The 22,955-nt window shown below is 56.8% G+C and carries 24 protein-coding genes and 1 tRNA gene; 11 read left to right on the forward strand and 14 right to left on the reverse strand.

The annotated features are described in order from the left end of the window. Nucleotides 1–270: 270 nt before the first annotated feature. Both ACR0B0_RS05330 and ACR0B0_RS05335 read left to right on the forward strand, forming a co-directional pair. Nucleotides 271–1,764, forward strand: coding sequence for a BCCT family transporter (locus ACR0B0_RS05330; RefSeq protein ID WP_480646721.1), 1,494 nt, complete (start codon nt 271–273; stop codon nt 1,762–1,764). Next, nucleotides 1,761–1,907: a hypothetical protein gene (locus ACR0B0_RS05335; RefSeq protein ID WP_170394203.1), complete on the forward strand. Its 147-nt coding sequence runs from the start codon at nt 1,761–1,763 to the stop codon at nt 1,905–1,907. The genes ACR0B0_RS05330 and ACR0B0_RS05335 overlap by 4 nt, the downstream gene beginning before the upstream one ends. 82 nt (nt 1,908–1,989) lie before the next feature. Here ACR0B0_RS05335 and ACR0B0_RS05340 read toward each other — a convergent pair. Next, nucleotides 1,990–2,075, reverse strand: a tRNA-Leu gene (locus ACR0B0_RS05340). A 145-nt stretch (nt 2,076–2,220) separates the two neighbouring features. Between ACR0B0_RS05340 and ACR0B0_RS05345 the strand changes: the two genes are divergently transcribed. Together ACR0B0_RS05345 and ACR0B0_RS05350 are read left to right on the forward strand one after the other, a co-directional pair. Next, on the forward strand, nt 2,221–2,799 hold the full coding sequence (locus ACR0B0_RS05345; RefSeq protein ID WP_170348799.1) for a YqaA family protein: 579 nt from the start codon (nt 2,221–2,223) through the stop codon (nt 2,797–2,799). Next, nucleotides 2,796–3,260, forward strand: coding sequence for a disulfide bond formation protein B (locus ACR0B0_RS05350; RefSeq protein ID WP_170394205.1), 465 nt, complete (start codon nt 2,796–2,798; stop codon nt 3,258–3,260). Before ACR0B0_RS05345 ends, ACR0B0_RS05350 begins: the two co-directional genes overlap by 4 nt. Here the strand turns inward: ACR0B0_RS05350 and ACR0B0_RS05355 are convergent. Continuing rightward, nucleotides 3,257–3,844, reverse strand: coding sequence for an HNH endonuclease (locus ACR0B0_RS05355; protein ID WP_170348801.1), 588 nt, complete (start codon nt 3,842–3,844; stop codon nt 3,257–3,259). The genes ACR0B0_RS05350 and ACR0B0_RS05355 overlap by 4 nt on opposite strands. A 213-nt stretch (nt 3,845–4,057) precedes the next feature. On the opposite strand from ACR0B0_RS05355, the gene ACR0B0_RS05360 reads away from it, so the two are divergent. Together ACR0B0_RS05360 and ACR0B0_RS05365 are read left to right on the forward strand one after the other, a co-directional pair. Then, nucleotides 4,058–4,663 (forward strand): pseudouridine synthase, encoded by a 606-nt coding sequence (locus ACR0B0_RS05360; RefSeq protein WP_480646723.1) that lies wholly within the window; start codon nt 4,058–4,060, stop codon nt 4,661–4,663. Nucleotides 4,664–4,694: 31 nt separating this feature from the next. Then, entirely contained in the window at nt 4,695–5,120 is a 426-nt protein-coding gene (locus ACR0B0_RS05365; RefSeq protein ID WP_170348803.1) for a VOC family protein, read from the forward strand. A 4-nt stretch (nt 5,121–5,124) separates the two neighbouring features. On the opposite strand, the gene ACR0B0_RS05370 is transcribed toward ACR0B0_RS05365, so the two are convergent. Genes ACR0B0_RS05370 through ACR0B0_RS05380 form a run of 3 tightly spaced genes read right to left on the reverse strand, consistent with a single transcriptional unit; the run spans nt 5,125 to nt 6,925 of the window. Continuing rightward, nucleotides 5,125–5,628, reverse strand: a complete 504-nt coding sequence (locus ACR0B0_RS05370) for an N-acetyltransferase family protein (protein WP_480646725.1) — start codon at nt 5,626–5,628, stop codon at nt 5,125–5,127. 2 nt (nt 5,629–5,630) lie between these two features. Next, a complete protein-coding gene (locus ACR0B0_RS05375; RefSeq protein WP_170348805.1) occupies nt 5,631–6,296 on the reverse strand; it encodes an alpha/beta hydrolase in 666 nt (221 codons plus the stop codon). Then, nucleotides 6,293–6,925, reverse strand: coding sequence for a DNA-3-methyladenine glycosylase family protein (locus ACR0B0_RS05380; RefSeq protein ID WP_170348806.1), 633 nt, complete (start codon nt 6,923–6,925; stop codon nt 6,293–6,295). Before ACR0B0_RS05380 ends, ACR0B0_RS05375 begins: the two co-directional genes overlap by 4 nt. Nucleotides 6,926–7,023: 98 nt before the next feature. Here ACR0B0_RS05380 and ACR0B0_RS05385 point away from each other — a divergent pair, with 98 nt between their 5' ends. Further along, a complete protein-coding gene (locus ACR0B0_RS05385) occupies nt 7,024–8,250 on the forward strand; it encodes an MFS transporter (RefSeq protein ID WP_170348807.1) in 1,227 nt (408 codons plus the stop codon). Between the two features lie 3 nt (nt 8,251–8,253). Here ACR0B0_RS05385 and ACR0B0_RS05390 read toward each other — a convergent pair whose 3' ends face one another. The 3 genes from ACR0B0_RS05390 to cysS are packed head-to-tail and all read right to left on the reverse strand — an operon-like array spanning nt 8,254 to nt 12,064. Further along, nucleotides 8,254–9,036, reverse strand: coding sequence for a squalene/phytoene synthase family protein (locus ACR0B0_RS05390; RefSeq protein WP_170348808.1), 783 nt, complete (start codon nt 9,034–9,036; stop codon nt 8,254–8,256). Beyond that, the gene (cimA, locus tag ACR0B0_RS05395; RefSeq protein ID WP_480646727.1) at nt 9,033–10,667 is read right to left on the reverse strand and encodes a citramalate synthase; all 1,635 of its coding nucleotides are present in this window, start codon (nt 10,665–10,667) and stop codon (nt 9,033–9,035) included. Before cimA ends, ACR0B0_RS05390 begins: the two co-directional genes overlap by 4 nt. Then, entirely contained in the window at nt 10,667–12,064 is a 1,398-nt protein-coding gene (gene cysS / locus ACR0B0_RS05400) for a cysteine--tRNA ligase (protein WP_480646729.1), read from the reverse strand. The genes cimA and cysS overlap by 1 nt, the downstream gene beginning before the upstream one ends. 265 nt (nt 12,065–12,329) lie before the next feature. On the opposite strand from cysS, the gene ACR0B0_RS05405 reads away from it, so the two are divergent. After that, the gene (locus tag ACR0B0_RS05405) at nt 12,330–13,520 is read left to right on the forward strand and encodes a pyridoxal phosphate-dependent aminotransferase (RefSeq protein WP_480646731.1); all 1,191 of its coding nucleotides are present in this window, start codon (nt 12,330–12,332) and stop codon (nt 13,518–13,520) included. A gap of 6 nt (nt 13,521–13,526) precedes the next feature. Here the strand turns inward: ACR0B0_RS05405 and ACR0B0_RS05410 are convergent, their stop codons facing one another. Beyond that, complete coding sequence (locus tag ACR0B0_RS05410; RefSeq protein ID WP_170348812.1) at nt 13,527–14,045, reverse strand: outer membrane protein; 519 nt, start codon at nt 14,043–14,045, stop codon at nt 13,527–13,529. Nucleotides 14,046–14,462: 417 nt separating this feature from the next. Between ACR0B0_RS05410 and ACR0B0_RS05415 the strand changes: the two genes are divergently transcribed. Beyond that, entirely contained in the window at nt 14,463–16,007 is a 1,545-nt protein-coding gene (locus ACR0B0_RS05415; protein ID WP_480646733.1) for a trimethylamine methyltransferase family protein, read from the forward strand. A gap of 47 nt (nt 16,008–16,054) precedes the next feature. Here the strand turns inward: ACR0B0_RS05415 and ACR0B0_RS05420 are convergent, their stop codons facing one another. The 3 genes from ACR0B0_RS05420 to ACR0B0_RS05430 form a co-directional block, all read right to left on the reverse strand. After that, a complete protein-coding gene (locus ACR0B0_RS05420; protein ID WP_170348814.1) occupies nt 16,055–16,300 on the reverse strand; it encodes an EF-hand domain-containing protein in 246 nt (81 codons plus the stop codon). Nucleotides 16,301–16,848: 548 nt separating this feature from the next. Further along, nucleotides 16,849–20,469 carry a vitamin B12-dependent ribonucleotide reductase gene (locus ACR0B0_RS05425; RefSeq protein ID WP_480646735.1) on the reverse strand — a complete coding sequence of 1,207 codons (3,621 nt, stop codon included), beginning with the start codon at nt 20,467–20,469 and terminating at the stop codon, nt 16,849–16,851. A gap of 196 nt (nt 20,470–20,665) precedes the next feature. Beyond that, entirely contained in the window at nt 20,666–20,887 is a 222-nt protein-coding gene (locus ACR0B0_RS05430; RefSeq protein WP_480636755.1) for a hypothetical protein, read from the reverse strand. Nucleotides 20,888–21,000: 113 nt separating this feature from the next. On the opposite strand from ACR0B0_RS05430, the gene ACR0B0_RS05435 reads away from it, so the two are divergent. Further along, nucleotides 21,001–21,435 (forward strand): hypothetical protein, encoded by a 435-nt coding sequence (locus ACR0B0_RS05435; RefSeq protein WP_480646737.1) that lies wholly within the window; start codon nt 21,001–21,003, stop codon nt 21,433–21,435. 304 nt (nt 21,436–21,739) lie between these two features. On the opposite strand, the gene ACR0B0_RS05440 is transcribed toward ACR0B0_RS05435, so the two are convergent. Further along, a complete protein-coding gene (locus ACR0B0_RS05440) occupies nt 21,740–22,039 on the reverse strand; it encodes a hypothetical protein (RefSeq protein WP_480646739.1) in 300 nt (99 codons plus the stop codon). A gap of 137 nt (nt 22,040–22,176) precedes the next feature. Between ACR0B0_RS05440 and ACR0B0_RS05445 the strand changes: the two genes are divergently transcribed. Beyond that, complete coding sequence (locus ACR0B0_RS05445; RefSeq protein ID WP_480646741.1) at nt 22,177–22,449, forward strand: helix-turn-helix domain-containing protein; 273 nt, start codon at nt 22,177–22,179, stop codon at nt 22,447–22,449. Nucleotides 22,450–22,572: 123 nt separating this feature from the next. Here ACR0B0_RS05445 and ACR0B0_RS05450 read toward each other — a convergent pair. Continuing rightward, the coding region (locus ACR0B0_RS05450) for a hypothetical protein (RefSeq protein WP_480646743.1) at nt 22,573–22,955 on the reverse strand (383 nt) is incomplete at its 5' end.

Genomic DNA, 22,955 nt, shown 5'->3' on the forward strand with positions numbered 1-22,955 from the left:
CCAAAATCTCCCAACACCTTCGACGTTTCATTCAGATACTCAACTTGTCAACCCCCGTACTCGGCCTGACACGCCCACGCCGCATATCTGAGGGCTTTTTCAAAACTTTCCCCCCAGAATGCCCATCTCACAGGTCTTTTGGGTGGTCAGGAACAATTCTTTTGAAACTCGGTTCGGTGATCTCTAGTGTCAAACCGACATTCACAGACACCTGTAAGCGCAGGGCTGGAAACGAATTTGTTCTGCAACTGTCAGGAAAGGCCATTTAAAATGAAGCCCGCGTCCCCCAGCCCGTTGCTTGTCATCGCTCTGACCATCAGCGCAGCGATTGCGGCCTGGGGTATAGTCGACCCGCAAGGGCTGGGGCGGCTTGCATCCGCAGCGGTGGCCACGCAGTTCAATAGCCGTGGCTGGTTCATCATGCTTGAGGTCAGCGGCCTGTTGTTTGTCACGCTGTATCTGGCCTTGTCCCGATTTGGCGACATCCGCCTTGGTCCCGACGGGGCCGAGCCTGAGTTTTCAACGCCTGCCTGGATCGCCATGTTGTTCGCAGCTGGCATGGGCGTTGGTCTGTTGTTTTATGGCGCGGCCGAACCCCTGACCCATTTCGAGGTTCTGCGCCAATACAACCCCGATCCCATGGCCGCCGGTCATGCATTGTTCATCACCTATCTGAACTGGGGATTTCACGCCTGGGCCATCTACGCGATCGTTGGTCTGGTCATCGCTTATTTTGCCTATCGTCGAGGGCGCACACTACTGCTGAGCGCCCCTGTAGCCGATACATTGGGTGAGGCCCGCTGGACCAAATCTCTGGGATGGGTTTTCGATCTGCTCTCGATTGTTGCGATAGCCGTGGGCTTGGCCGGTTCGCTGGCGATGGGCGTATTCCAGATTCAAACCGGCCTGGCTGGTCTGATCGGGATTGATTCACCTGGCGTGCTAACCCTGCCCGTTTTTGCCTTGCTTTGCGTGGCTTATATCATTCCGCTGCGCCGCGACCTTGGCGAAGGGATGTCTCTGCTGTCCAATATCGCGATGCTGATTGCGGTTGGAATGATGGTCTATCTGCTGATCCTCGGCCCCACATCGTTCATGATGGACGGCATCGTGTCAGGCTTCGGACGCTACCTCTTCGGCGTTCTTCCGGCTGGATTCTCTACAGCTGAATTCTTCGACGACATCATCGTCGACTGGTTCCACGGCTGGACGCTGAACTATATGATCTGGTGGTTGGCCTGGTCGCCTTTTGTGGGCATTTTCATCGCCCGAATCTCTCGCGGGCGCACGATCCGAGAGTTTCTGGTTGGTGTCATCGTTGCTCCCACCTTGTTCTCGATCCTGTGGTTCGGCATTTTCGGTGGGCTGGGTTTCTACGACACTCTGCGTCAGGACGGCACCCTGTCCGCCGTTAACGCCGAGAATCTGGACGCGACAACCTTTGCCCTGCTTTCAAAATTCCCCTTGGGCGGTGTGACGCAAATCGCCACTGTTTTGGCCGCGTTCCTGTTCGTTGTAACCAGCGTCGTAAGCGCAGGTTTCACACTTGCAATGATCGGCACCGGAGGCGACGAGAACCCGTCGCCCCGCATCCGTACAATCTGGGGCATTATTTTGGGGGCACTGGGGCTGGCGATGATTCTGGTGGGCGACATTTCCGTGGTCAGATCAATCATCGCACTTTCGGCCATGGCGTTCGTCTTTATCGTACCGATCCTAGTGATCTGCCTGTTCAAAAGCCTATCGCGAGAGGACCGGACATGAGCGGACAGTTTGTTGATACCATGCTGAATGTTGTCGTTTTCGCATATATCGGATTCCTGATCTGGTTGATCTTCACAGGCTTTCCCAAGGCATCCAAACCCGCCGACTCTGAGACTCAGGCAAAACGTCACCAAAACGAATAGATGTGATTTGGCAGTGTGTGCAAACGCAATGCCGAAAAAGAAAAAACAGAGAGCAGGTTTCCCTAACCCTCTGTTTTTACTTTGGTACCCAAGGCCGGACTCGAACCGGCACGGTATCACTACCGGGGGATTTTGAATCCCCTGCGTCTACCATTCCGCCACTTGGGCCACGACCATTGGATTAGCGCCCATAACCGGGAAGGTCCAGAGGCAAAAAGCAACCAAAATCCAGTTTGTATTCGCGGTGATGCTTGACGCCTTGCCGGGCGCGTGGTTTGGCTTGCGCTACGTTAGAACAGGATTTTAGCATCTTATGTTGCGATCGCTTTATGACTGGACCATTCGTCTGGCAGAACATCCGCATGCATTGTGGGCGTTGGCCTTCGTGGCTTTTATCGAAAGTTCGGTCTTTCCGATCCCACCTGATGTTTTGATGATTCCCATGATTCTGGCCCGCCCGTCGCGGGCTTGGCTGATTGCATCGGTCGCACTGGTCTTTTCGGTGTTGGGGGGCTTGCTGGGCTATGCCATTGGCGCGTTCTTTTATGAAAGTCTCGGCCAACCGATTCTCGAGTCGATGGGCAAAGCCCACGCCATGGAAGAGTTCAACACCCGCTTCAACGATTTCGGCTTTTGGGCCGTACTTGCGGCTGGGGTTACCCCCTTCCCCTACAAGGTCATTACGATCATGTCCGGTTGGACTGGTATGCCGCTGGGAACTTTCATCGCCACCTCTATCCTAGCCCGTGCCTTGCGGTTCTTTATGGTTGCCGGTCTGCTTTGGGGCTTTGGAGAACCGATCCGGGCCTTCATCGAGAAGCGGCTGGGCCTTATGTTCACTCTGTTCGTCATCCTGCTGTTCGGCGGATTTTTCGTGGTGAAATACCTATGACTCGCAAAAACACTCTGATCCTGATCGCTACGGCAGGGTCTGCGGCACTTCTGCTTGGGGCGTGGGGTTTTCAGTACCTCGGCGGCTTGGCGCCTTGCAAAATGTGTATCTGGCAACGCTATCCGCATGGCGCCGCCGTTCTAATCGGAGCAATGGCTTTGGCCCTGCCACGGGCAACGCTGTTGCCATTGTTGGGCGCGCTTTCGGCCCTAACCACGGCTGCAATCGGCGTGTTTCACTCGGGGGTCGAGCAGAAATGGTGGGAAGGCCCGTCTAGCTGCACATCCGGTGACATCGGCGGCCTGTCGACAGAGGATCTGATGGAACAGATCATGTCCGCCCCGCTGGTGCGTTGCGATGATATCCCCTGGCAGATGTTGGGCTTGTCGATGGCAGGTTGGAACGCTGTCCTGTCCGGCGTGTTGGTGCTGGTCTGGATCGCAGCCTGGCGCGCTCGTTAAAGTTCGTCCAGTTCCGCATCCCAATAGAGAAAGTCGATCCAGCTGTCATGCAGGTGGTTCGGCGGGAACTTGCGCCCAATATTGCGCAACGCCTCTGATTCCGGTTGGCGCGGAGGCTTGCGCAACGTCATCCCCGCCTGTCGCAGTGACTTTGACCCTTTTTTTAGGTTGCACGGGCTGCAGGCCGCCACGACATTCTGCCAGCTTGTGACGCCCCCTGCCGCACGCGGTACCACATGGTCAAACGTCAGATCACCCCGGCTCCCACAATACTGACAGCGGAATTCGTCCCTCAAAAATAAATTAAAGCGCGTGAAGGCCACGCGCTTTCTAGGTTTTACATAATCTTTCAGGACAACGACCGAAGGTATTCGTATCTCGGTACTGGGGCTTCGGACAACTTCGTCGTATTCAGCCACAATGTCCACCCTGTCCAGCCAAGCAGCCTTGATCGCCTCTTGCCACGGCCACAGGGATAACGGGTAATAGGATAAGGGGCGATAATCGGCGTTCAAAACCAATGCCGGATGATGCCTGAGCGCACCGGGTTCCCTGACAAATTCGGTCCTGAAGTCTCCATCCATCTCAGAATCGCTCCTCGCTCTGCTCTGCCCGTTTTTGACATCAGAGCGGGGAACACCCGCCCCGGCCTTAACTTAACTATATATCGTGTTAAATCTCTGACAAGCCCTGAGTTTCCACAATATCTCGGGGATTGGTTAATCCGAATCTGTAACACCTGCGTAACAGTTATCCACAGGTTGCGCCTCACTGACCTGCGGGCTATGGCGTTTGTCATGTCCTGGTTCATTCGCTTCAACAAACCTTTCGATGTGCTGCCGCAATTTACCGACCGCGCCAACGCAGGTTCGCCCCGCAGCACTCTGTCAGACTATATCGATCTGCCAGGCGTTTACCCGGCCGGGCGGCTGGATCGGGACAGCGAAGGCTTGATGCTGCTGACCGACAATGGGCGACTGCAAGCGCAAATATCGGACCCAAAACACAAGATGGCCAAAACCTATTGGGTTCAGGTCGAAGGTCTGCCGGATGACGTTGCCTTGAAAGCCCTGCGAGACGGGGTTGAATTGAAAGACGGCCTGACCCGCCCTGCCAAAGCCCGGTTGATGGATGAACCGCCAGGGCTGTGGCCCCGCAATCCGCCGATCAGAGTGCGCCAGACGGTTCCCGATTGCTGGATCGAATTGACCATCCGCGAGGGCCGCAATCGGCAGGTGCGGCGGATGACAGCTGCCGTCGGTCACCCGACCCTGCGCCTGATCCGCGCCCGGATCGGCGACTGGTCGCTAGAGGGGCTTGAGCCAGGCCAATGGGACAGCCTACCGACGCCAACATTGAACTCTGCCCCGCAACGCAAACGCGACCGTCATCCACGCCGGTGACAAAAACTGCATGTTGTGATAGGCTTACAGCATGAAAGTCACACCCGACATTCCAGTACCAACCGGCATTCTTGAGGCCGCTCTCTATGTCGACGACTTGGATGCTGCCGAACGGTTTTATGGAGAGATCCTGGCGTTGGAGAAAATCCAGCGCGTGACGGATCGACACGTATTCTTCCGGATCGGCAGTTCGGTCTTGTTGTTGTTTAACGCGGAAGAAACCGAGAAACCGCCGGGCAATCCCGACTTGCCCGTTCCCCCCCATGGCGCGCACGGGCCTGGCCACGTTTGTCTGATCCTGACACGCGCGGAGATCGACACGATGCGCAAACATCTGCTGGATTGGAATATCCCCTTAGATGCCGAGTTTGACTGGCCAAACGGCGCACGCTCTCTTTACGTGCGCGATCCGTCAGGCAATTCGGTTGAATTTGCCGAAGGGCATTTGTGGGGCTGACCCCTCAGAGTGCCGCGCCCGCCGATAGATCAAACCTTTTAGATATTCTATCAACCGGCGTGCCATCCTGCAGTGGCACGCCATAGGCGACCGAGTAGTCTTGAAACCCCATCTTGTCGTAGTAGCCAAGGCCCATCCCATTATCGGCGCGGATGGTTGCATTAATCGCTGTAAACCCCATTGCCACCGCGAATTTCGAAGTTTCGGCGAACAAGGCCCGGCCTGCCCCTTTCAGCGCAGGATGACGTCTGGTGAAGGTCGCGATATCGGCGCAATCCTGTGGCAACACGTCGTGCATTCCCAGCCACTGAAAGCCAGCCACCTCTCCTTGATCGTCCAAGGCGACGTGGGTGCAGATTTTGTCAGCGCCCTCTAGGTAGCTTTGAACGAACAACGCGTTAGAGAACGGAATTTCAAACGCGGTGCTGCCCCCGATTTCGATGATCTCATTGAGGATGCGGCAAGCTGTGGCCACATCCTCTGGCATCATGGGGCGGACCGCGATCATCCCTACAGGCTCAGTTTGTCGCGCATGAAGGCCAGCGCGACACTCAGGCCGTCCGGCGCAATTCCGTGGCCGGTACCCTTCATCACATGAGCGTAAACCTCTTTGAACCCGGCCTCTTGCAGCGCTTCAGCGGCGGCGGGCAAGGATTGCGGCGGCACCACATCATCGACGTCACCATGAACCAGCAGAATCGGCATCCGGCTGACCGTCTCGTCGGGCAGCAGATCGGGCTCTAGCAACCGTCCCGAAAAGGCAACGATGCCGGCAACCGGATCCTCGCGACGCGGTGCGACGTGCAGGCTCATCATCGTGCCCTGGGAAAACCCGAACAATACAACCTGTTCCGGCAAAACATCCTCGTCCACCATCAGCGCATCGAGGAAGGCGTTGAAATCCTCAACCGCCATTTCCATTCCTCGTCGGGCCTCTTCTTCGGATGAACCGTCAATCCATGGGATCGGAAACCACTGAAACCCATTTGGCATCCCGGGGATCTGCTCGGGCGCATCAGGGGCGACAAACAGCGTGTCAGGCAAGTGTTCGCCCAACGGATCAGCCAGACCCAGCAAGTCGGCCCCATTGGCCCCATAGCCATGCACGAACACCACGACTGAGCGCGTATCGCCCGAAACCGGCTCTTTTCGGAGCGCATTCAAAACCCGTGTCATCTGATCCCTTCTCGTTCTTTTGCCACCCGGTAATAGGCCCACAACACACGCGCCGCAACCGATCGCCAGGGCGACCAAGCTTCGGCCATTTGGCGCAGTTCTTTGTCCGTGGGACGTTTGGGCAAGTCATAGAGGATGCGCGCTGCCTCTTGCAGCGCCAGATCGCCCGGAGCGATCACATCGGCGCGCCCCAAAGAGAACATCGCGTATATTTCAGCTGTCCAGACACCGATCCCCGGCACCTCGGTCAAAGTCGCGATGACATCCGCATTAGATGCGTCGCGTAATGTCTTGTAATCAATACGCGCTTCAGCCAACGCGCGTGCGTAGCGTATCTTTTGACGGCTCAGCCCCACAGCCCGCAAATCGTCATCGGTTGCCCACATGATCTTGCGCGGTCCGGTGAGCTTGGCATCCTGCAGCCGTTTCCAGATCGCATTGGCCGAGGCCACGCTGACTTGCTGGCTGACAATAGCGCTGAGAAGTTGGGCAAACCCATCCGGACGGCGACGCAGGGGCAAAGGCCCAGTCTGATCCATCGCCCAGGCCATCCGCGGGCATTCCGCGGCCAGCCATTCGGCGCCCTCTGCGACACAGTCAGGTGATTCAATGATGCGTCCGACAGACATGGGCCCTCCGGGAAAATGATATCGCGCTCACGGTAGGTTGCTTTGTCGCAGATGCAACCCGCTTGTACGACAGGCTTTTCAAAGATACGCATTGGCGCATGACACTAACGACGACAACCCTCGACACCAGTCGCGCCAAGCGCAATGTCGCCGTTTTGGTGGCGGCACAAGCTGTACTGGGCGCACAGATGCCGATGCTCTTTATCGTGGGCGGGTTAGCTGGGGATTCACTGGCTACAAACGCGTGTCTGGCCACCCTGCCGATTTCGCTCATCGTGCTGGGGTCAATGCTGGCTGCCACGCCGATCTCGGCGATCATGCAGCGCTGGGGACGGCGCGCCGGGTTTCTGGTTGGTGCTACTGCGGGGGCTTGCGGCGGGGCGGTCGGCGCGTACGGGTTGTTTCTGGGCTCGTTCCCGGTCTTCCTGCTGGGAAGCCTGCTGACCGGCATTTACATGAGCGCGCATGGATTTTACCGCTTTGCAGCTGCTGATACGGCGTCTGACGTGTTTCGGCCCAAAGCGATTTCATATGTCATGGCAGGCGGTCTTGCAGCGGCGATCATCGGTCCGCAGATCGTCAAACTGACCTCGACCGCATATGTGATTCCGTTTTTTGGCACCTATCTGGCTGTCATCGCGATGAATGTCTTTGGGTCAGTGCTGTTTTTCTTCCTCGATATCCCGACGCCCGAAAAGCCAAAGGAAGACGCGCCCAAAGGACGATCCCGGCTTGAAATGCTTAGAACCCCACGCATCGCCGTGGCGATCATTTGTGCGATGGTTTCCTACGCTTTGATGAATCTTGTCATGACCTCGACCCCGCTTGCGGTTGTGGGGTGCGGTTACAGCGCCAACGATGCCGCTGATGTCGTCACTAGCCATGTTCTGGCGATGTATGTGCCCAGCTTTTTCACGGGCCAGTTGATCGCGCGGTTCGGAGTCGAAAAAATTGTAGCCCTCGGTCTCGCCATTCTGGCCGGCGCGGGTGTGGTTGCTTTGCAAGGCGTCGAGTTGGGCAATTTCTTTATCGCGCTGATCCTGCTGGGCATTGGCTGGAACTTTGGCTTTATCGGCGCCACGACGATGCTGGCCGCGTCGCACGACGTGAACGAACGTGGGCGGATGCAGGGGCTGAACGACCTGCTGGTGTTTGGCGGCGTGACACTTGCGTCGCTCGCTTCGGGTGGGTTGATGAACTGCTCGGGTGGGTCACCAGTCGAAGGCTGGACCGCCGTGAACCTGGCCATGATCCCACTGTTGACACTGGCAGGTGGTGCGCTGCTGTGGTTGGTTCTGAAACCCTCTGAGCCGGAAACGGTCTGACGCCTACCAGCGCCCGCTGGCAACGGACCACATTAAGGACGCTCTGCGGCGAATTTCACCCTGTGCGAGGTCCCCGACGGCGACGCGCTCTGGGCGAGTCACGACTCGCCGCAAAACCCATTCTGCCTGCCATCCCGCAAAAAGCGCGGGGCGGGCATCTGCTGAAATACCTGCACTGTTTGACCGTGCGCGCTGAAGTTTGTCCAAGGCCTTTTGCGCCAGTGACCGAACACCATCAGGCGTGCCGTCAAGCAAAGGAATACGACCACGCGCCTCAAGATCGGGGATCGCCCGAAACCAGTTCGCCACCCCTACGCCATAGCCGAAATCGCGCAGCACAGCTTCGTCCGCTTCACCCAGAACCTGCGCGGCTGCGACCATCAAGGATCCGGCGCTATGGTTGATATAGGTGTCGAAATGCGCTTCGTCCTCAAACGGATCACGGTAAATGTCCCAACGCCTTACGGCCACATACTCATCCAACGTAGCCGCCAGATCGGGCGACAGGACCTGCGACAGAGGCGTCACAACCTCATGCCGGCGCACCGCCTTACCTTCGGCAATCTCTTGCAGCGCATCGCGCCACCATTGCAGGCGCATTTCAGCGATCATTGTCTCTTGCGTGACCCAAGGGGCCCGAGCAACCTCGACATTCAGCGCATAGAGCGGGAACAGTTTAGGCCGTACCGCAACGGGTGCCGCCATGACCGCAATGAACCGGTCAGGATCAGCGCGATGCACCAATGCTGCGCAGGCCTTAACGTCATCATCAAAATCTACGCTCACTCGGCCACCGCCGTCTGTGACCCGCAATCGCGCACCAGTTTCCACTGTATCGCGTCCAACAGCGCCTCGAACGAGGCATCGACTATGTTCGCGCTTACGCCCACGGTCGACCAACGCCGCCCCTGCCCGTCTTCGCTGTCGATTATCACGCGGGTCACCGCCTCGGTGCCGCCCTGCGTGATGCGTACCTTGAAGTCGACCAGACGCATGTCGGACAAAATCTGCGAATACTGCCCCAGATCCTTGGCCAGCGCTTTGGCCAGCGCGTTCACCGGCCCCCGGTCACTGCCGTCCTCGTCCAAAGACTCGCTAACCGACAGTTTCTTTTCCCCGTCGACTTTCACAACAACGACGGCTTCGGATAGGCTGACCATCTTGTTGTACTTGTTCTTGCGCCGCTCAACTGTCACCTTATAGCGCTTGACCTCAAAGAACTCGGGCAGCTGCCCCAACTCATCACGTGCCAGCAGCTCAAAACTGGCCTGCGCAGTGTCATAGGAATACCCCTCAGCCTCGCGCTGCTTGATCCGATCCAGAATGCGCCCCAGCGCCGGGTTGTCCATTTCGACGGACAGACCGGCCTCGGTCAGGCGTTTGCGCAGGTTCGACTGCCCCGCCTGGTTCGACATCGGAATGATCCGCGCATTCCCGACAGAGGCCGGATCGACATGTTCATAAGTCGATGGGTCCTTGAGGATCGCGCTGGCATGCAGCCCTGCCTTATGCGCAAAGGCCGAGGCGCCGACATAGGCCGATTGCTTGCTGGGCACCCGGTTCAGGATATCGTCCAGCATCCGACTGACCCGCGTCAAACCGGCCAGAGCTTGCTCACTAACACCAATATCGAAACTCGACGCGTAGGGCTCCTTCAACAGCAAAGTCGGGATCAGAGCGGTTAGATTCGCATTACCGCATCGCTCACCCAACCCGTTCAGCGTGCCTTGTATCTGCCGCGCGCCCGCATCGACAGCGGCCAGAGAACAAGCCACCGCGTTTTCGGTATCGTTGTGGGTGTGAATGCCCAAGCGGTCACCGGGCAATCCGGCGGCAATCACTCCGGTTACGATCCGCGTCACCTCGGCGGGCAGTGCGCCGCCATTGGTGTCGCACAGCACAACCCAGCGCGCACCGGCGTCCAAGGCCGCCTGACACACCTGAACCGCATAGCCGGGGTTGTCCTTGTACCCGTCAAAGAAATGCTCGGCGTCAAACAGTGCCTCACGACCCTGTGCCACGATATGCGCGACGGAGGCGCGGACGTTCTCGACATTTTCTTCCAGCGAAATTCCCAGCGCGTGGGTCACGTGGTAATCATGCGACTTGCCCACCAGACACACCGCCTGCGTGTTTGCATTCATCACCGCGGCCAGAACATCGTCATTTTCAGCAGACCGGCCCGACCGCTTAGTCATGCCAAATGCGGTCAAACGGGCCGAAGTCTTGGGCGCAACATCGAAAAACGCGCTGTCAGTCGGGTTCGCGCCCGGCCAACCGCCTTCGATATAGTCGACACCCAGCGCGTCCAACGCCTGTGCGATCTGCACCTTCTCAGAGGTCGAAAACTGCACGCCCTGCGTCTGTTGCCCGTCTCGCAGGGTGGTGTCGTAGAGGTAGAGGCGGTCTTTGGTCATCACACCCCCTCCAGCTTGGCAGCGTCGAACCCAGCACCGGGCACCAGTTCGACACCATCCTTGCTCATACGAACCTCAAGCCCAGCAGCCAGATAAGCGGCTTTGAGACGGTCCACTTCCGAGAAGTCCTTGCTTTGCATCGCAATGACCCGCGCATCTGCCAACCGGTCCGCATGTGCCGACAAATCCGTCGATGTGGTATCCGCCCACGCCCCCATCTCGGGGGTTAAGAGACCAAGCAATTGTGCGCTGGCCAACAAACTAACGGCATCTCCATCCGCAGCCAGACGGTGGAGTTCAGCCAAAGCACCCGCAGTGTTCAGGTCGTCACTAAGCGCTGCGATAACTGCAGGTGCCGCGCTGGCGGCGGGCTCGATGCCCGACGTCAGCGCCCGCCACTTGCGCAGCGTCGCCTCGGCTTCACGTGCCTTCTTCTCAGTCCAATCCATCGGCTTACGATAGTGGGTTTGCAGGAAGACAAAGCGGATCACCTCACCCGGGACGCCCTGCTCCAGCAGATCATGGACGGTGAAGAAATTGCCCAGAGATTTGGACATCTTCTTGCCTTCCACCTGCAGCATCTCATTGTGCAGCCAGACCTTTGCGAACTCACCATGCGGATGGGCGCACTTGCTCTGCGCGATCTCATTCTCATGATGCGGGAACATCAAGTCATTGCCACCGCCGTGGATGTCAAAACTCTCGCCCAACAGCTCATAGCTCATGGCCGAGCATTCTATGTGCCAGCCCGGACGCCCTCGGCCCCAAGGGGAGTCCCACCCCGGCAATTCATCGGTCGAGGGCTTCCACAGCACGAAATCCATCGGGTTTTTCTTGTAAGGCGCAACCTCAACCCGAGCGCCCGCGATCATGTCGTCGACGGACCGGCCCGACAATTCGCCGTAATGTTCTTTCCAACTGTCCACGGCAAACAGAACGTGCCCCTCTGCCGCGTATGCGTGGCCCTTAGCGATCAGATCCTCGATCATCGCGATCATCTGCGCAATGTATTGCGTAGCGCGCGGCATCTCATTGGGTTCTAGCGCCCCAAGCGCGCCCATGTCGTGCAGATACCAACCGATGGTCTCATTCGAGCGCTCCTGAACCAGCTGCTCCAACGTGCCTTCAGCCCCCGCCTGTTGCCGTGCCAGCGCAGTCGCGTTGATCTTGTCATCCACGTCCGTGAAATTGCGCACATAAGTCACGTGATCCGCACCATAGGTGTGTCGCAACAATCGGTAGAGCACATCGAACACCACTACAGGCCGTGCGTTGCCCAGATGGGCGCGGTCGTAAACGGTGGGCCCACAGACATACATCCGCACATTGACGGCACTGATCGGCACGAAATCCTCTTTCGTCCGCGTCCGGGTGTTGTGCAGTTTGATCGTCGTCATCGGTCGGCTCCTAAAGACAGCATGGCTGGTCGCGTTAACGCGGGCTTAGCAACTTGTCTCAGGGATGAAAACGAAAGAAACCGGCCCGCTTGAAGTATCAGCAGGTAATGCAGCAAATAATGATGCAGGTCATCGGGTTCATATTGTCCCAGTATCACGGCGACCGCCTTTCGCCAAGCCTTGAGTTCCAACCATCTGTTTCGCCGATTGACATTCTGCAACGGCTCTGGCCCTTTCGGCGCAGAACACCAGACGGAGGCGGGTCATGAAATTGTCGCAGCGTATTACTCATCTGACCGGCGGCGGCAGTGACGGTTGGGACGTGTTCTATCGTGCCCGTCGAATGGTCAGCGACGGCTATGCTGTAGTCGAACTGACCATTGGTGAACATGACATCCGAACCGACCCATCGATTCTGGAAGCCATGGACCATTCGGCGCGGCAAGGCCACACCGGATACGCGATGGTGCCAGGCACGGATTTGCTGCGCGATACCGTGGCCGCCCGGCTGCAGGCGCGTACCGGAGTTCCCACGACCAGAAACAATGTTTTGATCACGCCTGGTGGGCAATCCGCCTTGTTCGCTGCCCATGTTGCGGTCTGCGATCCAGGCGATGTTGGTCTGTATCTGGATCCATATTATGCCACCTATCCCGGTACGATCCGCGGTGTCGGAGCGGAAGCGCGGGCGATTCAGACAACCGCCGAAGACGCATTTCAACCGCGTGCCGAGCAGATTGACGCGGTCGCGGATGGCGCTGTGTCCCTGCTGATCAACACACCAAACAACCCCACCGGGGTCGTCTATTCCCGTCAAACGCTTGAAGGGATCGCCAAGGTCTGTCGCAAGCGGGATCTTTGGCTGATTTCGGATGAGGTTTATGACACACAGGTTTGGGAAGGCTCACATATTTCGCCGCGCACTCTGCCGGGTATGACCGAACGTACGCTGGTGGTTGGGTCGATGTCCAAGTCGCACGCCATGACGGGTTCGCGTTGTGGATGGATTGTTGGGCCAGAGGATGTAATCGCGCATCTGATCAACCTCGCTACGCATACGACCTATGGGGTTCCCGGGTTTATTCAGGACGCTGCTAGTTTCGCCCTGAACGCAGGTAACGTGCTGGAAGATCAAATCGCTGCGCCGTTCCGCAGGCGGCGCGCACTCGCCGTGGGTATTCTGAGCACTCAGAACACTGTCGGGTTGGTTCCAGCGCAGGGGGCCATGTACCTGATGCTGGATATCCGCGCCACGGGTCTCAGCGGAGAAGCATTCGCCAACGCGCTGCTGGATACGCACGCCATTGCCGTGATGCCGGGTGAGAGTTTTGGGTCCGCCGCCGCCGGCCATATCCGTGTGGCCATGACCATTGATGACGAACGGTTCGGGTCCGCTTTGTCAAGTATTTGCGAATTTGCAACGGAAATAGCCGGTCGTCACGCCGCGGCCAGTTAACGGGTGTCAGAACCGGAATGAGGTTCGCAGGTTAAAGACATTCGAATCCAGGGCGCCATCTGATCGGGTGACATCGTCGAACTCCTGCCGCAACGCTTCGCCGCTGATGACAAAGCGGTCGCCGATGGGATAGGCCACGCCAATTCCATACACAGCAGCGGTATCGTTATCGACTGAGCTATCGACCCGCGACGCACCGATCACAACATAGCCCAAAGCCGGGCCAAAATCATAGCCGCCGCGCAGCTTCAGGCGGGTCATGCTGTCCAGGGAACCCTCGCCCTGCCCCAAGTCCAAAGACAGGCTATTGTATTCAAGCTCGCCGCCCAAAACAAAATTCCCGAAGTCGCGGTCATAGCCAATATGTGGCGCGAAGGTCAGATCATCGCCGCTGGAGCCATTCGGGCCTTCGGCATCTGCATATCCAAAGCTAAAACCTGCATAAGCCCCGGTCCAATCCTCAGCCAATACCGGGGTCGCGAGGGACACCAATGTTGTGAGACTGAGGGCCTTAAGGGCTTTCATTAATCTCTCCTAAAAACCTTTCGCCGCAGAGACGTTCGGTTAAGTCATGTTAACTCAAAAACTTGGTACATGATCATTAAATTTCAATTGAGATCACGAACCACTCTTAAATAAGTGAAGGAACTATAACAGATTTTCAGGTGCCAAAGAAAAAAACTTGAGCAGACAAAAGAAGAGTGTGACATCTTCATGAATACTTCGCTTTTAGGCGCTCAGGTCGCAAACAGAACAGATTGTGATCAGGTACATCGGGAAACTTCAGGTCAATAGGTGAGGACCTGCATGCAAAACGACGTTTGGAAGATTCGACTGGTCAGCCGCACCATTGGTGCGGATCGTGGTCGTGCGGCACGTGGGCGGCCGTCAGAGGCTTAGATCAACCCTTCTGACAGCCAATTACCCATCGGAATCCGAACCATGAACGATCAAACCCGCACCTCATCCCGCACCGGCGGTCGCGCCGCGCGTCGTGCTGCCCGCGCAACTGCCCTGCCCGAACATTTGCGCCCTGTCCGTGCAGGTATGGAAGGCGGCACTCTCAATGTGCTGACCCAAGCCCAAATCGAGCGCATACACGAAGCCGCCTTGACCGCATTGGAAACCATTGGTCTGGCGGATGCCCCGCCAAGCGGCATCGACTACCTGGTCGGCGCCGGGTGCATCCTGGGTGACGATGGCCGCATCCGGTTCCCGCGCGCGTTGGTGGAAGACACGATTGCCAAGGCCAACCGCTCGGTTACCCTGTACAGCCGCGATGGAAAGACCGACCTAGAGTTGTCGGGCACTAAGGTTCACTACGGCACCGCCGGTGCTGCCGTCAGCATGGTGGATGTACACGGGCGGGAATACCGCGACTCGACCGTTCAGGACCTGCACGATGCTGCGCGCATTTGCGAACAGCTAGAAAACATCCATTTTGTTCAGCGCCCCATGGTTTGCCGCGACATCTCGGACAATCTGGAAATGGACCTGAACACAATCTACGCCGCCTGTTCAGGCAGCTTCAAACATATCGGTACGTCCTTTACCGAACCCAGCCACGTTGCCCCTGCGGTGGAAATGCTCCACATGATCGCCGGCGGCGAGGACAAGTTTCGTGAGCGGCCCTTCGTGTCGAATTCGAACTGTTTTGTCGTGCCCCCGATGAAATTCGCGACCGAAAGTTGCGAAGTGATGGAAGAGTGCATCAAGGCCGGGATGCCGGTTCTGCTGTTGTCTGCCGGCATGGCAGGCGCGACCGCGCCTTCAACCATCGCCGGAGCAATCACGCAGGCCACTGCGGAATGTCTGGCCGGACTGGTTTACGTAAATGCCGTAAGCCCCGGCGCACCGGCAGTTTTTGGCACCTGGCCATTTGGTTTGGACCTGCGCACAGGTGCGATGTCCATCGGTTCGGGCGAACAGGCCCTGCTGACGGCCGGCTGCGCGCAAATGCATCGGTTTTATGACCTGCCGGGTGGTGCTGCGGCTGGAGCATCGGACTCGAAGCTGCCCGATATGCAGGCCGGGTGGGAGCAGATGTGTTCCAACGTCATGGCGGGCCTGTCAGGTTTGAACATGGTATACGAAGCGGCGGGCATGCATGCCTCGTTGCTGGGCTTTTGCCATGAGAGCCTGATCCTCAGTGACGACCTGATCGGTCAGGCACAGCGCTGTGTGCGTGGGATCGAAGTGACTGACGAAACCTTGGCCTTGGACCAAATCGCCGAGGTCTGCATTGGCGGGCCGGGTCACTATCTGGGCACCGATGCCACGCTCAGCCGGATGCAGGCGGACTATGTCTATCCCGTTTTCGGCGACCGCACCTCACCCAAGGAATGGGCCGAGCTTGGCAAACCCGATCTGATCGAAAAGGCGATCAAGCGGAAGGAAGAGATCTTGTCGATGCCGTCACCGGCGCGCTTTGATCCACTTCTGGATGCTGAACTTCGGACCAGATTCAATATTCACCTCTCCCAATAAGATATTGAAAAGCGGCCAGAAATCCTCTGGCCGCTTTCTTTAATGTGTTAGCCGTCGGTTGGCGGCAGCAATCCTGCTTCCTGTGCCACGGCAATCTCGGCCTCATCCAGCGCGCCGTCGCCGTTGGCATCCATTGCCGAGAAACCATCCGTGTCCACTTCAGGCAGAACCGCCTGCACTTCTTCGATGGTCAAAACGCCGTCTCCATTTGTATCTGCCGAGGATTGTGCGACGGCCAGCGTCGGCAGTCCAAAGGCAAGGGCGGAAATAGCGGCCAGAGTTTGTGGTTTCATTGTGATGCCTCCTGATTGAGTTTTTTGCATGTTTGCGTCCGGACAAGCCCTACAAACACCGCACGCCGGGCTGCTGTCACCCGCATTGCGGGACTAAGCCACTTTCGCGCCAATCTTTGCGTGTTTTTCCGAGTCGCGTCTGCGGCGAGCCGCTGGGCAAAATTCCCCCATCACGTCTCGGCGGGTCTTGCCCGATGAGGAATGCACAATCTGGCAGAACCCTGCCTAATTTCCCATTCACGGTTGAAAAAAGAAAGGGGGCCGAAGCCCCCTGTCAGTTTCGCCTTCCAGGCTCATTTCGTTGACCGCCCGGTGTTTTTTTGCCTGCGGCCTGGACTGCGCATGGGACGAGCGCACCCGCCCCGTGAAAGAGTGGGAAAGAGCAAATATTCCGCCCCACCCTGTTCCCGGCCGACACGGGCATGTCGACCGAGTGGAGCAAGACGCCTAGTGGTAAGTCTCAGGCTATGCCTTGCCCCGTATTCGTCGGGACCGAATATCCGAGGGGAAATTCAGGTCCCTACACCCCGCGTGGCGGGGCGTTTGCCTTAGCTACACCCGCTGGTCCCGCCGCAGGTGTTGCATTTCATGCAGGTGCCGTTGCGCACCAGCGTATAGTTTCCACATTCGCCGCACGGGTCTCCTTCGTAGCCCTGCATCTTGGCTTTGGTGCGAGCATCCATGCCTGTGGCAACCGCTGTTTCCGCGACCGGAGCCTCGAACGATGCGGCGGTTTCCGCCATGCCGTTCACCTCGGCCTGACCGCCGTTAAAGACGACAAGATCCTGCGGCAGACGCTTGCGCAGATACCCGGTTGAGCTGATTTGTTTCAGCACTTCCAGCGACTTAGTCGCTGCACTTTCACTGATTTCAGAGACGTTTGAGACACCCTCTTCCTCGCCCCGGCCCAGATCATCGAAGGTTGCACCTTCGGGCTTCACGTGGGCCAGATCGGTTCGGTCCAGATAAGACACGGCCAGTTCGCGGAAGATGTAATCCAGGATCGAGGTCGCATTCTTGATCGAGTCGTTGCCCTGTACCATCCCCGCCGGTTCGAACTTGGTGAAGGTAAACGCATCGACGAACTCTTCCAGCGGTACGCCATATTGCAAGCCAACCGAGACAGCGATGGCAAAGTTGTTCATCATCGCCCGGAAGCCAGCGCCTTCCTTGTGCATATCGATGAAGATCTCGCCCAACTTGCCGTCTTCGAACTCACCGGTTCGCAGATAGACCTTGTGGCCGCCCACGATCGCTTTCTGGGTATAGCCCTTGCGGCGATGTGGCAGTTTCTCGCGGTGGCTGCGGATGATTTCCTTGACCACAACCTTCTCGATCACTTTTTCGGCCAGAACGACGGCTTTCTCCTGCGCCGATCCGCTTTCAAGCACTTCAGCGGCTTCATCGTCATCCTCGACGAGCGCCGCCGCCAGAGGCTGCGACAGTTTCGAACCATCACGATACAGCGCGTTCGCCTTCACACCCAGCGACCATGACAGTTCGTATGCCTTCTGGCAGTCCTCGATGGTCGCGTCATTTGGCATGTTGATCGTCTTCGAGATCGCACCCGAGATAAAGCTCTGCGCCGCCGCCATCATGGTGATGTGGCTATCAACCCCAAGGAAACGCTTGCCTTTCTTGCCGCACGGGTTGGCGCAGTCAAAGATCGAATAGTGTTCTTCCTTCAGATGCGGCGCGCCTTCCAGCGTCATGGTTCCGCAGACATGATCGTTCGCCGCGTCGATATCCGCCTTGGTAAAGCCCAGATGGCGCAGCAGGTCGAAAGTCGGGTCATTCAGCTTGGTCGCCGGGATGCCCAGAACTCCGGTGCAGAAATCCTCGCCCAGTGTCCACTGATTGAACACGAACCGGATATCAAAGGCGCTTTCCAGCGCGGCGTCCACCTTGGCCAGCTCATTTGGGCCAAAACCGTGACCGGTCAGCGAGGTGTGGTTAATCCCCGGCGCGTTGCCGATAGTGCCGTGACCAACCGCATAACCGACGATTTCTTCGATCTGCGACGAGGAATAGCCCAGCTTTTCCAGAGCGGAAGGCACCGAACGGTTGATGATCTTGAAGTAACCGCCACCGGCCAGCTTCTTAAACTTTACCAGCGCAAAGTCAGGCTCGATCCCAGTGGTGTCGCAATCCATCACCAGACCGATGGTGCCGGTGGGCGCAATCACGGTGGCCTGCGCGTTCCGGTAGCCGTTCTTCTCACCGAGGCTCAGCGCCTCATCCCAAGCGGACATGGCCAGATCGATCAGACGCTTGTCCGGGCAGTTACCATGGTCCAGTGGCACCGGCTTTACGGCCAGTTTTTCATAACCATCGGTCACGCCTTGCGATGCACGACGGTGGTTGCGGATGACGCGCAGCATGTGTTCAGCGTTGCGCTCATACCCCTTGAAAGGTCCAAGCTCGCCTGCAATCTCGGCCGAGGTCGCATAGGCGACACCGGTCATGATCGCGGTCAGCGCGCCACAGATCGAGCGCCCCTCATCCGAGTCGTAACTGTAGCCCATATTCATCAGCAGGCCGCCGATATTGGCATATCCCAGACCCAAGGTACGGAAGTCATAGGACAATTGCGCGATTTCCTTCGACGGGAACTGCGCCATAGTCACCGAGATTTCCAGCGTCAGTGTCCACAGACGCGAAGCGTGCATATAGTCCGCCGCCTGGAATTCACCATCCTTGAGGAAGGTCAGCAGGTTCATCGACGCCAGGTTACAAGCCGTGTCATCGAGGAACATGTATTCCGAGCAAGGGTTCGAGCCGCGAATCTCTCCGTCCGCCGGGCATGTATGCCATTCGTTAACTGTGTCATGGAACTGAATGCCGGGATCGGCGCAAGCCCATGCGGCGTGGCCAACCTTTTCCCACAGATCCCGCGCCTTGACGGTCTTCGAGACTTTGCCATCGGTGCGGTTGATCAATTCCCAATCCGCGTCTTTCTCGACGGCGGTCAGGAATGCGTTGGTCACACGGATCGAGTTGTTCGAGTTTTGGCCCGACACCGAGCTATAGGCTTCCGAATCCCAATCCGTATCATAGGTTGGGAACTCAATACTGTCATGGCCCTGCTTGGCGTAATCCAGAACGCGCTTGATGTAAGTTTCTGGGATCGCAACCTTTTTGGCTTCGCGAACCGCTTTCTTCAGGCTGTCATTCTTGTTGGGATCATACGCGTCGTCCTGAGCGCCGTCCCAGCTGCGGATGGCCTCGAAAATGCCGTTCAGCATCTTCTCGTGCATCTTCGATCCGGCAACGATCGAGGCCACCTTCTGCTCTTCGATCACCTTCCATTCGATGAATTTTTCGATGTCAGGGTGATCAGCATCGACGATTACCATCTTTGCTGCTCGACGGGTTGTTCCGCCTGATTTGATCGCGCCAGCGGCGCGGTCGCCGATCTTGAGAAAGCCCATGAGGCCCGAGGATTTGCCGCCACCCGACAGCGCCTCGCCTTCTGCACGCAGATGGCTGAAGTTGGTCCCGGTACCCGAGCCGTATTTGAACAGGCGCGCCTCGCGCACCCAAAGATCCATGATGCCGCCTTCGTTCACCAAATCATCATCGACGGACTGGATGAAGCACGCGTGCGGCTGCGGATGCTCGTATGCGGATTTCGATTTGGTCAGCTTGCCGGTCTTGTAATCGACATAGTGGTGACCCTGCGCGGGGCCATCGATTCCGTAGGCCCAGTGCAGACCTGTGTTGAACCACTGCGGGCTGTTCGGCGCGGCGCGCTGAGTCGCCAGCATATAACGCATCTCGTCAAAGTAAGCGCGCGCATCCTCCTCGGTCGAGAAATAGCCGCCCTTCCAACCCCAATACGCCCAAGCGCCCGCCAAGCGGTCGAACACCTGCTTGGACGAAGTTTCGCCACCGAATTCAGCACCTTCTGTAGGAACTGAGCGCCACAGAAATTCGGGAACGTCCTTTTCCTTGACCTTTTTCAGAGCCGACGGAACGCCAGCCTTACGAAAGTACTTCTGAGCGATGACATCACTGGCGACCTGGCTCCACTTTGCGGGGATCTCGATTTCATCCAGTCGGAAAACAATGGTGCCGTCCGGGTTCCGTATCTCAGATGTCGCAGAGACAAAATCCAGTTCTGCGTATGCATCTTGCCCCGATTTGGTGAATTTCCTGTCAATCTTCATGTCCGCAGCCCTAGATTCAATCAACTTGTCCGTTCGCGTCAGATGCATTTCAGCGATCCGCACGCCATGCCTGAAAATTGGGCGCAAATGACCGGTCGCTGTCTTTAACAGCGCGAAACCGCTTATACGGTTGCACGTTTAATAGATGTGCTTTCCGACCCTCGCCCTATGCCTTACCCTGGTTATGCTACCAGATTTAGTGGCATGTCTTTCGGCCCATACAACTTGGCGTATTCGGCCATAGATCGTCAACGCCATTTTCATTCATTTTTGAAATCTTTTCTGTTGACCAAACGGTTCCAAAGGGTCCGCGGGTGGTGGATTCCGATTCCTCCACAGGTTCATCCACGGGATAAAGCACTGCACTTGAAAATTGCGCAGCAGAATTAACTGTTTTTTTCAGCAGAGTTATCGGCATTTGATAATCCCGTTGTAAGGTGGATAGGCTGAATGAGAATCACAACACCACCGGTCGCGCGGTCAGACAGGAGGCATAACGTGCAGAATAGAAAGTCGAGAGTGTCAAAGGGGATGACCGCGTTTCGATTTCTGCCCGCAATGGCCCTTATCGTGGCCTGCGCACCACAAGATATGCCCCCTCCGACCCGTAGCGCGCAGTTTGAAACATATCCCGAACGGCTGTTTGACACCTTTGAGACTCAATGCGCTGGGCCAGGAGAAAAGTTCGAGAAAGTGGGGAATCGGGTTTTTGAGTGCCAGGAGTTTCTTCCCCCGGACACCACCGCGTTTCTGATTCTCAATTATGATGGCTACCCGCAAGACCTGCCCAAAAGCGTCATGCGCATGACGTCGACCAAGAACACTACCGGGTATCGCGTGGACGCCGAATTGTACTTTAATGTGCCGCAAAAACAGGGCCCGGCCGTCAAGGTTCCCGTAGAGAGCAAAGCACTGGATCAAGCGTTGGGCGCGCTGTTCCAGAAGATGGGTGGTTCACCAACATAAGAGGAAGAAGTGGTCGGGGCGGCAGGATTCGAACCTACGACCCCCTGTACCCAAAACAACGGGCGTAAACCATTTTAAAAAATTATTTCAATTGCTTGAAGAAAGGCTCTTCGATTCCACCTCACTTTTCTTTAGTCTAGTTCACTTTCCTAGGAACTTCTTCGCTTGAAGCACACTACTTGATTCCTGGAAAAATCTCGCACCCAAGAAAAGACAGGCCGCCTGAGTCTCCAGCTCACCAGATCTTTGTAAGGGAGAGATTCTGCGTCGGGAATGTACAATCAGCAAGTGTTTGCAAACTGATTTACCTATTAGTTTCGAAACTCTGCCTAAGAAGACTAAAAAGCTTGCCCTTCTGCACCTCAATTTCATGTGCGAGTTCATTGAACCAGATTTCATCCTCTTTCAGTACTTTAAGGTTCAACTGCCCAGTGTATTTCGATCTAGGCCTTCCAGCGGGTCGACGTGCTACTTCCTGGGTTTTGTGTTCCTCGCCGGCGCAATGAGTCGTGGACTTTTTTTCAGTAATGCTCTCCAAAACTTGCCGTTTAACCTGTTCGACCAACTCGGCTATCTGTGTCTGTGAAAGATTTACTTTGGTCATATAGTTCCTCTCCATGCGCCCAGTGAAGTGCATAAGGCGTCTGCCCCGGGACAGGTTACGTTGACGGAGTCAATTCAGCCTTCGCATTCATAGTTTACTTCATAGAATGGCGGCTCGCCATACTTGATTTGTCAAAGATGGCTCAAACAAATACCGACCCCCTACTCATCGCGTTTGCCAAAGTCTTACGACGGCATCGTCAGGCATCAAAATTGTCTCAAGAGGAGCTTGCGCATCGCGCAAACAGGAGCATGAGATATGTCTCGCTACTGGAAAGCTGCAAGCACCAGCCGACCTTGCAGTCTTTAAATCTGTTGAGCGAAGCCTTGGGCTTAACGCTCAGTCAGTTGATTGCCGAAATTGAAATGGAAGTTGAGCGAACTCCAAATTCTAAAGGCGAGTGCGGATAAGTTCATAACAAAAGACAAATTTTGCATGTGGGTCGACTTCCAACCAAAATGGATCGTGACCCCACGAGCAATTTCGCCCAGAAAAATTGAATCCAAATTGTGCCAACTATAACGCTCAGATGCTTAGCCTTGATTGAGCAAGGAATGAACCTCCTCTTCTATCAGGAAGTGCGACATGCACCCGCCAGTTCCGCAATTAAGAGATGCGGCGCTTGAACACGCGAAACCAGACTCATTCAGAACCCAGTCGCGTTGTAGATCTCCGTCGAGATCGACCCTTTCAACCGCGCCCCAGGCTATATCAAACTGACCGTTGTTGAACTCCGCACAGGCCTGTGCCGCCAGATCAACCTTCGCCTGCAAACCGGGCGGAAGTTGCGAAACGTCAGCCGCGACAGCTGGTGCGGTCCAAACTAGGCCCGAAACCAGCACAATCCCGGAAGCCAATCCTTTCAACAGGCGCACTATTTGAGAAGCCAGTTGGCGGGTGGCATCAATTGCACTGA

The organism is Ruegeria sp. BA12 (assembly GCF_056539625.1).